The sequence below is a fragment of the Bacteroides sp. LFL-34 genome (genome assembly GCF_027257075.1).
In the GTDB taxonomy this organism is placed as follows: Bacteria; Bacteroidota; Bacteroidia; order Bacteroidales; family Bacteroidaceae; genus Bacteroides; species Bacteroides ovatus.
In genome coordinates this window covers 189,617-199,882 of sequence record NZ_JAPQKZ010000006.1, presented here as the reverse complement: position 1 = coordinate 199,882, position 10,266 = coordinate 189,617, and the positions used below count along the sequence as shown (strand labels likewise).

Genomic DNA, 10,266 nt, shown 5'->3' with positions numbered 1-10,266 from the left:
CACACCAATTGAAAAATACAGGGAACTGCTTCCTGACAGATGGGAAAAGGCTAATGACTAAAAAGGGATCATTAGCCTTTTTATTTTAATACACTATATAGAATCGCGGAGACGCTTACGTTACCGCTTTCACCTGTCTTATTAAAATATCCCTTGAGCTAAAACAATTATCATTATAGCTAATCCGGATATGCTTATAGCAAATCCGCTTTCAGGTATTAATGAGTGAACTGTGCGGATGTAGTACTTTGGCCGCCAGGTCTTAACACCTTAGTTCTCATGTGTTAATACTTGAGTTGTTGCATCTATATATCTAGCATCTTGGAGCTATATATCCAACACCTTAGAGCTATATATCCAACACCTTGGAGCTATATGTCCAACAGTCGGTATGAATAAACTCAATAGGTGAAACCGGGAAGGTTCAGTTTCGCCTGAATTTCTCCCTTGCTTTCACCCGCTGTTACCTTATTCATCGGCATTTAGAGAATTGGATGAAACCGGTGAACCGCAATTATCTTACATAGTTGCATTTATGAAATGTCTTGCCTACGTAAATTACGTGGAGAGGCACCAAAAGATTTCTTGCAGAAATTAGAAAAATGGGGTAAAGATTCAAAACCATATTTATAGCATATCTCCGAAATGCTATATTCGGAGTTGTTCAAGTCGTCCAGAATGCCCTCTTTACGTCTCGCCAGCATCCATTCATAAACAGGTTCATGAAAGACGTTATTGAAGATACGACGGAATGTACTAAGGGTATATCCACCCAATTGTGCCAGTTCTTCCACTGTCTTTACTTTCTTATAGTTTTGAATAACGAAATATTGGAAACTGTTTACATATTTAGAGAGTGGATGCACCAAACTCGAAAGATCATAATCGGAATAATAGTATCCCAATACAAACGCCAATTCTTTTCGTTTCAGAGATAGCAAATCCCGACAGACTTTATCTCCTTTCAAATAAGTAATAGACCCATTGAGGAAATATTGCAGTTCTGGAATTATTTTTAATGGAGTATAAATAAGTGGAGGAGATACTTCCTTCATGATATGATTGAAACGGAAATCACAAAACAGTTCGGGCTGGATAAAACGATAATAAATGCACTCACATTCAGTCATAGCAAGCATCTCAAACATAGAGCCAATGGCCTGAAGGATAAATTCACCTTCCTTAAGCATTGTCCCCGCATATTCCTTACTATTGACCAGTATTTCTCCCTTCATCAAAAAAAGGATAAGATTTTCTTCACACTTTTGAGCCGGTTTATGAAAACCACGCTGATAAATCACATGAGTAATGGCATTACTCACCGCTTTTGGACATATTTGACAATCCCAGGTTCCTTGACAAATAGATGGCATACGCTGACTGTGTTTGTTTTTGTTTATGCTGCCAGCAAAAATATATGAAATCTTTCATATTGCCATAAAAAAAGAGAGAAAAGTGAAAAAGAGGTTAGGTAAGAGAAAAAAGGTATCCACTACAAAAATGTAAGTAACATATAGAATTAAAATTCCCAGTCTTTTTCTGGAGAAACTAGGCTATATTTTCTATCATAATTCCAAAACACAAGAAGAACCGATGTAACATACAAATTACATCGGTTCCATAGATTTAATCTTGTGTTAGTCAACAGTTGGAGTTACAGGATCTTCAGCATCCCAACCAGTAACAGTTGCAGTGATACCAACTTCTTGAGCACCAATAGGCAATGTTAGTTTATATAGTATTTTCTTTCCAAACGCCCATGCAGCAGTACTTGTCAAAGATACTTCCTTACTATTTTCAGCAATCTTACTTCCATCTTTCTCTACGGTATATTCTATAGATATTTTTGCATCAGTAAGAGCTTGCGGTATTAACATCAACGCATTACCTGCTTTTACAGCTGTCTTATCATCTGAAAAAGCCCCAAGTTCATATGCATAAGAGACACTTGTCTCTGTACCTGCAGTCCAAGTCCCTGCGTTAACACCTGCATATGTAAATGTTCCACTTCCCTTAATTCCAGTCAATTCCACTTTAGATATAGTATAGGTATAACCAGCCTCTTTTGTCACCTCGATATTTACTTGAGTCAATGCATGTTTAAAAGTTAAAGAAACATCTGTTGCTGCTTCATTTGTCTTCTTTTGAGCATTTGCCACAGATGCAATCACTAAATCCTTTTGAAGGGCAGCTGTATTTCCCACTGTATAAGTAAACTTAGGATATCCTTTATCAGTAGTACCATTCGGAGCTGTATATGTAACTCCGTCTTTTGGAGAGTATGCAAAGAATTGCAGATTTTCTGCAAGAGGCCAATAATATGGACCTCCAGATACCGTCCATTTAGAATCCGAATAAGTAGCAGAACCATTTATCCATGGTGTCGAAAGAGTCACCGTAGCACTCATCTCCTCTGCCTTCGTATTATACGCGTAAACCTGAAAGCCAGAACTCTTTAAACCGTCTATATCCAGTTCAGTAGCTCTAGTTACCGCCGTATTAAAATTAATTTCGGCCTTCTGTGAAGGGGCTTCAAACTCTTCATTCTGTGAGCAACCCGTAATTGCCAAAGCAGCTGTTACTGCCAATAAAATCTTCTTCATAACTGTATTTTTTTAAGTTTATAATATTGTTATATTTTGTTTATAGCATCTATTTCATTTCACGGGTAACTCAACATTATCTTCGGGTCCCCATCCATCAACATTGCCACCCATTCCTCCACCTCCATCAGGATTCGGTGGTGTTTCCGGCTTATCAACTTCAATCTTATCATCAGGCGGTAACTCAATCTCCGGTGGTGGGGTTGGTTTTCCATCTTCCCCTGTTCCAGCATTTTCAAGTGTACCTATTATTTCAGTAACATCAATTGTTGCTTCCTGAACTGTATTATCTGTTTTGATAAATTTCAATATTAATATTATAGCATCTTTCTCACTAGAAGTTTCCCTCTCTGATATTGACATTCGCGTCGGCATTGTCATTTCCTTTACTTGTTTGAAAGCGGTGAAAGATGCCGTTACCTTATTGTCTCCCTTCTTTACCTCAAAGTAGATAGGTTGTGAGCTACACACTCCACGACCTTTGCCTATACAGTAACAATCGGATAATCCATCAATGCTCCCTACCACTGTTGCAACATACTCCAAACCTTTAGCCTCTACTGCAAAAAAATATTTCTTCACTACAGATTCCATCTTCCAGTCTAAATGAAGCACTTCTTCACTCTTCTCTATTTTCAGCTCATCTATATTCAATACATACAACGAATCGGGTGACCAAACCATCTTTTCCATTCCTGCAATCCCCAAATCATTGCAATATTCTGTATAAGCTTCTATAGATTCATAGGACTCTTCTCCTCTAATTCGTATACGATCCGAGTTAAAGTTATAACCCATAGTTACTACCGAATACCGTCCCGGAGGAACTTTCATTTCTCCACCTCGTACCGAAAGGTATTTATCTACTTTCCTGCCTTCTCCGTTCTTCGGATAAAAAATCACCCGAACTCCCTCCGGCAGTTGATCTGTCATTCCATCCCAATCCAGCTTTATATCTACCCCACTTACGGGATAATCATCCAATATATCGCGACGGCTACACCCGGTCAGCATCAGCAGCGAGGACAAAAGCACAAGAAACCTGTATCTTGTATTTCGCATTGCGCCCTCCTATCTCTTTGTTGTTATCAACCATACCAAAGAAACTTTCGCCTTGGTAGGGCCAATAAAGTTATAACGCCCACTGTTTGTCCATATAATATCTCCCTCATAAGGAGTATATTTCTTATATTCTGTTGTCAAATACCCTATGCCAAGACTGAACTCTAGAGAAAAATGCCGTGCCAATTGCCGTGCATATCCATAAGTCACTCCGGCAGCTCCATAGTACTTACCCTGATACCCATCTCCACGTAACTGGAAATCGTATATTCCACCTTCAGCATAAAGTCCTATAAAATGTCCGGTCAGTCGGTTGCGTTTCTGCCGGTTTCCCAGCCAACAACGTCCTTCCATCCCTCCAGAAAGGAGCTGATAGCAGAAATCGTGTTTACTATTCAGCCACCACGGACATTTATATTCAGTATTCAAAGACCACCTCTTACCTATCGGAATTTCTACTTCTATATTCGGTGCCAATGCCAAATCATATAACAGATTATTCTTCACTGCAAGTACAGTTTGGCTTTTCACCGGCCCTTCTGTCTCCGATATATCGACCTCACAGGCCTGTTTTTCTTCACTTTCTCCCACAGACTTATCAGGTTGATCTTTCGGAAGCGCCTCTTCCTGATTTGAAACAAACAACCCGAAGACAGAAGATACCGGTTCAAAAGCCTCTTTACCTAATTTCGAAGTTTCTCCAACAATCGTAATAACCGATCGCCGCAGTTCCGGAAAAATATTGTGAACAATGTATCGGTAAGCAATTCCCCGATTCAATTTTCGCAACAGTCGCTTCCGTTTGTCGATATCATTCTTATGATAATCAATCAACATCAGCACTTCTTCCCGATCCGGCAAGTTGGAGTCGGATGCCACCAACTTACGAAACTCCGACCAATCCTCTCCCTCTGAAAAAAAATGAATCTTATCAACACTAACATCCGAATTATACCGTTGTAAGAATTCCTTTATCGAATCATTTCTTCGGGCAGCCAAACCTCTATTATAAGACTCATTGCCATCAGGAGAAACAAAAGTTTTCACATTAAGCGCAGTTACATATTTCGTACCCAAATTCCCGGAAAGCAAAGAATCCAAAGTTGCAATTGCCTGATTATTACTTTTATAACATGAATTCACTCCCGCATCATTCGCATCAAAATATATCATTACCCGCCGGATTGTATCATTCGCAACAGCGAAAAATGGAATCGAAGCATACCCACTTTCTGGAAGGCCTAATAAAACCATAAGAATAGCCAATATATAGATACCATGTTTCATTGTCGTTCGTTTCTGCTGACAAATATAGAAGTTAGAAAACAAACCGAATCATACTTTTAAAACAAAAATCAAGACATGAAAGATTCTGTGAAACGATTGAAACGATTTTGCAAGTTTTGAGAGTTTAAGGTCAATAATAAACAGAAAGAATGTCCTTGGTAACTCATCTGCGTGATAACACCGTACTTCTGTTCCGCCTGCATCAGCAGTTCACATTCATAGGAAGTTCTGACAAGCGGCTTTTCCACATACACATGGATGCCAAGCTTCATCGCCTCCATACAAATCGGGAAATAGCTATGATCGGGAGTCGCCAAGAATTTTCTACGAGATATTTTATCCCCACCCAAAAACTTCATTAAAGAACAACGGATCAATTTTGCATCAAGACTTCTTGTGACCACTTCACTCACCATTGAAGAAATCATGTATCAAAGTGGGTTTATGAATAGATCACATTTCTATAAGAAGTTTACAAAGCGGATAGGAGTGGCACCTAAAGACTACCGTTTGCATAATAAAAAAATAGGAAAGCTACAAAGGTCTCATATACTAGCAGCAATATCATTCCTGATCTGCTGAATTGCAAGAAGCAATCCAGGCAGATGCACTTTTACTATTTTAAAAATTTCTTCGGGGTCAATAGATAAATATTCATGAGAAATAATATTGCGCAGTCCAATGATGCTCCTCCATGGAGTACCGGCATAATTTATCAATAATTCATGATTAGTCAGATTATCTATATTCTTAACAGTCTTACCTATGGTTTACAAACGCATACAAGTTGCATCAAAAATATCCATCTTATCAGGAGAAGCTAAGAAATCATTTACAGAAATGACACTACCACATCTTTCTATAGTTGTATTAATACGCTCTTCTACAAAAAGAAGCATATCCAATATGTCAGCATTAGATATAGATTGCATCTTTCTCTATATGATTGCGAAATAAACTACGCATAATTGCGGTTAAAGACACGACATCCACTTTTGCATTAAAACGCTCTTCTAATGACTCTTTTATTTCCATTCGAGTAAAATAATCCGGATCTTGAAGCTTTACACAAATATCACTATCCTCTTTCTGCTCACCACGAGCCACAGAACCAAAAAGTCCTAACTTTTCAATTCCATATCTCTCCCCAAATTCTTCCTTAAAATTCCGGAGAATAGCGATTATTTCATCTTTTGTTTTCAACTGACACTATTGTTATAATGCAAATATTAAAATTAATATTGGAATTAGCAAATTCTTAATCATATTTTGTGGTATCACTAATTAAAAAAAGATGCACAGGTCATCAAATTTTCATCGATCCCCTGTACACCTACTACTCTAAATTCTACTTCAAAACATAAATAGCCTAATTATGCTGCCGAATCCATTATTAACAACCATGTTAGTTTTATCCATCAAAAGTACAGGACATAATTACGTAAATAGTTCAGAAGTGCCCAGAACGCCATCATCATTGCCAATACAAACAAAACGACAAGTCCGATTGCCAAAGCAATCCAATGTTGTGAATGATCATCAGAATATTCTTTATGACCATCATTAAACTTGTATATTGTCCGCACTGTCTGCGCTCCTGCCAATAACCCGAACACTCCGGCAAAAATACCATTATGAATGTTTCCACCGCCACGAAGTGCCCGCTTATCAATTAAGAATTGAGGCGTCCTGCTCGCTACCACATACAAACCGGTAGCTATTAAAGTAGAAAACATCATACCGACTCCCATCATCCAATACATCAAGATACCCACAATGACACCTAACCAGATTAATTTCCTGGAACCATCAAAATGACGTTCTTCACCACTATTAATCACATCAGTCAATGAGTTTAAGCGTTCTATGACATCAGCGTCAGTAGGACACATACCGATAACCTGATCAATCAAAAGAACAGATTTCTTAATTTGCTTCATCTTTGTCGGCTTTCTGAATTCATCATCATCTGTTTTTTCAATCACCGTCCAAGTAGCGAATGCCTCATCCATCAGCTTCCACGCCTCCGTTATCTCTTCATCCGTCATTTTCTCCGGCATTCCGGCTGCAAGGCGTTTATTCAACATTCCTTCTACCGTAAAAACCTCTTTATAACGTGCGCCCTTATACCATACAAAAAACATATGCCCCACAATAAATAAAACAACGGCAATATACAAAATCAGTTGGAGAACAGCCAATATCTTTACTCCCAAAGGAACTCCGTCATCCGCCGCAGCATCAGCTATTGCATCAGCTCCACTACCGCTTTTTACAAGTGTCAATCCATTAAAGGCAGCATCTTTTCCGCCTTTATCAAGTCCGGAAAACGACAACTTATCATCTTTATAAACGACTTTGCATTGACCGGAAATCCCGGCATCAACCTCCGGACGTCCGCCTACAAAAGAAAGAGTCAGTTCATTCCCGTTCATACTCTCGACGTAAAACTCATAAGTTGCCATCAAAGATTCCCTTCCACCGGGTTCCAGCATATTCACTTCCATAAATCCATTGCATCTGGCATTCTCATTATAAGGATTCAATTGCCAATTACCATCACAATTCAATGTGAACGCAACCTTTAAATCGCCTTCTTTATTTGCTCCTAGCCAGTCACCGCTAAAAACATCTTCCTGCGCAAATGCAGTCATCGAAATAACCATCATTACAATGGCACACAAATACTTTTTAATATTCTTCATAATATAATAAAATTAATATTTCAACACTTTGGCTGCCACGTTCTTAAATTGCGGCATAGCAAGCCCGATAGAAGCTCCAATATAAGTCGGATCACAAATTATGTACTTCTTTCCGCTTACAGTTATATAATCTCCGTCAATGTTTTCATCAAAACAGACCGCTGTTGCCATGTGATTGGGATATTCCAACAATACAACATCAAGCCCCATAAGAGTACGTACCAAATAAGAGTATAACACAGCACGGTCTTCGCAATCGGAATAAGGATAGTAGAACAGCTCATCCACAAAGAAAGGCTTTTCATAACCAAACTGGTCACCATCTGTCTTATAATCAAAAGCTGTCTGCACGAAATTAATCAGTATATTAGCAGCTTCCGATTGTTTTTTCCCTTGTATGGCAGCTTGCAATGATGGAAGCACCGTCTGTTGTACTTCCTGACTGACAGGAGCTCCCACATAGACAGAAAAGTCACATTGCGGATAATCCTTATAGAAGGAAATAAGTCCCGAATTTACTTTCGAGCAGACTTTGACGGATGGATAAGCTTTCGCTTGCAACGTTTTCTCCACGTAAGTTCCTGAAAAGGGTTGAGGAGCAGTGATATTCATATTTACCGGGTTCTTCGCATTGGCGAAATCACGGTTGTAAGTGTAAATAGAATTAGTTTTATCCGGGGTAGTATCAAACCTGTAATAGTTTACTCCATTCAAAGTTATAAAACAGGTAGCATAAATCATGTTACCCGAAGCATAGAATAAAGTAAGGCGGTTATCCATACGCGCCACCTTAACCCTATATCCCGATTGAGAAAGGAGAAACATTTGCATAAGAGCTATTTCATCGGAATGAGTACTTCCACATAGTTCAGTAGCAACTTTCCTCGTCAACAGCAGATAACCATAGTCATTCAGGGCATTATCCTTTTTAAAAGCCAGACAGTCGTCTATCAAAGGCTGATAGTTGCTACGCGATAACGTCTCCCATCCGGCAGAAATATCTTTCTCTGCAATCCCTTTTAAAGTGAGCCGGTTCTTCAATGAAGCATTGACAACACAATCTTTACTGTAGAACGAAAACTCTACACTGGAAAGTGAGCGTTTGGCCGGAACGGTTTCTTCAGGCTTCACTTCCGGTTTTATTTCAGGGAGCACCGCAAAATCCTTTTCCGGTTCTACAGCCACATCTTTACCTCCCGGTACAACCGGAACCTGTGTTTTCCCCTTTGAAGGAGAAAATGTCGCACTTGGAGTCACTGTCGGAATGGGGAGTCGTGTCACCTCCCCTACTTTAACCTCTTGCGGTTTTGTTGCCGGCTTCTTATGGTCAAAGCTGACCGGTTTTACAGGCTCCGGCCTTTGAGGACGTGCCACCGGCTTCTGCAAGTCATACTCTTTCCAGGTTTCTTTCAGAAATTCGGCAAATTCCTTATTCTGTTCGCTCACAAAATCATCAAACTCTTTTTGCTGCTGCTTCACAAAATCGTCAAACTCCTTCATGTCTTTATCTATTTGCGCAAAAAGACTAAACGGCAAACACAATGAAAAAACTACCATAGATAGTATTCGTATCCTATTTTTCCTCATTTCCTTATTATATTTTGTTGTTCTGTTATCTGCCAATCCACATACAGCTTATTATTCCGTATATCTTTGATAAAGGGGGAAATGGACAAGACAGCGACAACCTTCTCCCGATACAAACCACAACCGGAATCAGTGCCACCATTGAAACGATCGTCCACCTGCTTGACATTTACATCAGAAAACGGATATAACAACAGTGCCTTCACCAAAGAAGACATATAGGCATTCCAAAAGGCATTCCTCATATCCATCTTCTCCAATCCGTCCTGACCTCCAAAACCGGCATCTTCATACCAACAGCCTTCCTGTGAAGAACAAATTTCAACTCCGTTCATATATGAAATTATTTGAGGAGATGACTGTGTTCCCTTAAGCTGAAACCATGACTGGTCTGATTGCTCCCTACAACTATCCGATTCCAACAATAAATTGAATTTCACCTCTTCTTCCTCAACCCTTTCTTTCGTAAACAAAAGCATCAACTCACTAATGGAATGATAAGAAAAATCGCAACTATCATTCGATGGAGTAAAAGATACCTCCAGAAATTTCTCTCCAAATATAGAAGTATATTCATGCTCAATCCGGTAGGAAACATGTTGAACGGGATGTTCGATCACTCCCAGTACAAGCATTTTGTTTCTTTGGTCTTCGTATGTATTACTGGCAGTCTCCATGGTGGAAAAAACGTCCGAGAGAAGTCTCAATTGTACCCCTTGCTGCAATGAATACAGATAAGCCGCTCTTTGCAAAGCAAGCATCCTTGCAGCTTCGGATTTCATACAAGGATCAGATATACCAACTACCCGGCCTTTCCGTTGAGAAGCAAACACCCATTCCGGCAAAGTCTCCCGCTGTCCCGGTCTCCAGTCATAAGATTGGTTATAAACTGTATCAACAGGCATTGCCTGTGAAAACACATCAATACCGGGAGACAAAAGCAACTGGATAATAAAAATAACTACCCAATTATATCTTATATCCGACAAATTAAGCTTCATCATTCAATCTTCAAATAGTTG

General features: G+C 39.3%; 10 protein-coding genes and 1 pseudogene. 1 reads left to right on the top strand and 10 read right to left on the bottom strand.

Annotated features, from left to right (window positions below):
• Positions 1-533 precede the first annotated feature (533 nt).
• From N5O98_RS05580 to N5O98_RS05560, 5 genes are all read right to left on the bottom strand, one after another.
• Positions 534-1,373, bottom strand: a complete 840-nt coding sequence (locus N5O98_RS05580; protein WP_009040360.1) for a helix-turn-helix domain-containing protein — start codon at positions 1,371-1,373, stop codon at positions 534-536.
• Between the two features lie 264 nt (positions 1,374-1,637).
• On the bottom strand, positions 1,638-2,603 hold the full coding sequence (locus N5O98_RS05575; RefSeq protein ID WP_004312274.1) for a fimbrillin family protein: 966 nt from the start codon (positions 2,601-2,603) through the stop codon (positions 1,638-1,640).
• A gap of 54 nt (positions 2,604-2,657) precedes the next feature.
• Positions 2,658-3,665, bottom strand: a complete 1,008-nt coding sequence (locus tag N5O98_RS05570; RefSeq protein WP_008775268.1) for a DUF5119 domain-containing protein — start codon at positions 3,663-3,665, stop codon at positions 2,658-2,660.
• Positions 3,666-3,674: 9 nt separating this feature from the next.
• Positions 3,675-4,952 (bottom strand): DUF3575 domain-containing protein, encoded by a 1,278-nt coding sequence (locus N5O98_RS05565; RefSeq protein WP_004312272.1) that lies wholly within the window; start codon positions 4,950-4,952, stop codon positions 3,675-3,677.
• A 68-nt stretch (positions 4,953-5,020) separates the two neighbouring features.
• Complete coding sequence (locus N5O98_RS05560) at positions 5,021-5,380, bottom strand: Gfo/Idh/MocA family oxidoreductase (protein ID WP_004312271.1); 360 nt, start codon at positions 5,378-5,380, stop codon at positions 5,021-5,023.
• Between N5O98_RS05560 and N5O98_RS05555 the strand changes: the two genes are divergently transcribed.
• The gene (locus N5O98_RS05555) at positions 5,286-5,534 is read left to right on the top strand and encodes a helix-turn-helix domain-containing protein (RefSeq protein ID WP_118160982.1); all 249 of its coding nucleotides are present in this window, start codon (positions 5,286-5,288) and stop codon (positions 5,532-5,534) included. The two genes, N5O98_RS05560 and N5O98_RS05555, sit on opposite strands and share 95 nt — an antisense overlap.
• On the opposite strand, the pseudogene N5O98_RS27485 reads toward N5O98_RS05555, so the two are convergent.
• The 5 genes and pseudogenes from N5O98_RS27485 to N5O98_RS05530 form a co-directional block, all read right to left on the bottom strand.
• Positions 5,498-5,884: pseudogene (locus tag N5O98_RS27485) on the bottom strand (HepT-like ribonuclease domain-containing protein). The gene N5O98_RS05555 and the pseudogene N5O98_RS27485 sit on opposite strands and share 37 nt — an antisense overlap.
• Positions 5,868-6,155 carry a nucleotidyltransferase family protein gene (locus tag N5O98_RS05545; RefSeq protein ID WP_004312269.1) on the bottom strand — a complete coding sequence of 96 codons (288 nt, stop codon included), beginning with the start codon at positions 6,153-6,155 and terminating at the stop codon, positions 5,868-5,870. The pseudogene N5O98_RS27485 and the gene N5O98_RS05545 overlap by 17 nt, the downstream one beginning before the upstream one ends.
• 215 nt (positions 6,156-6,370) lie before the next feature.
• Entirely contained in the window at positions 6,371-7,657 is a 1,287-nt protein-coding gene (locus N5O98_RS05540; RefSeq protein ID WP_004312268.1) for a hypothetical protein, read from the bottom strand.
• Between the two features lie 12 nt (positions 7,658-7,669).
• A complete protein-coding gene (locus tag N5O98_RS05535) occupies positions 7,670-9,244 on the bottom strand; it encodes a hypothetical protein (RefSeq protein ID WP_032856296.1) in 1,575 nt (524 codons plus the stop codon).
• A complete protein-coding gene (locus N5O98_RS05530; RefSeq protein ID WP_004312266.1) occupies positions 9,241-10,248 on the bottom strand; it encodes a hypothetical protein in 1,008 nt (335 codons plus the stop codon). Before N5O98_RS05530 ends, N5O98_RS05535 begins: the two co-directional genes overlap by 4 nt.
• Between the last annotated feature and the right edge of the window lie 18 nt (positions 10,249-10,266).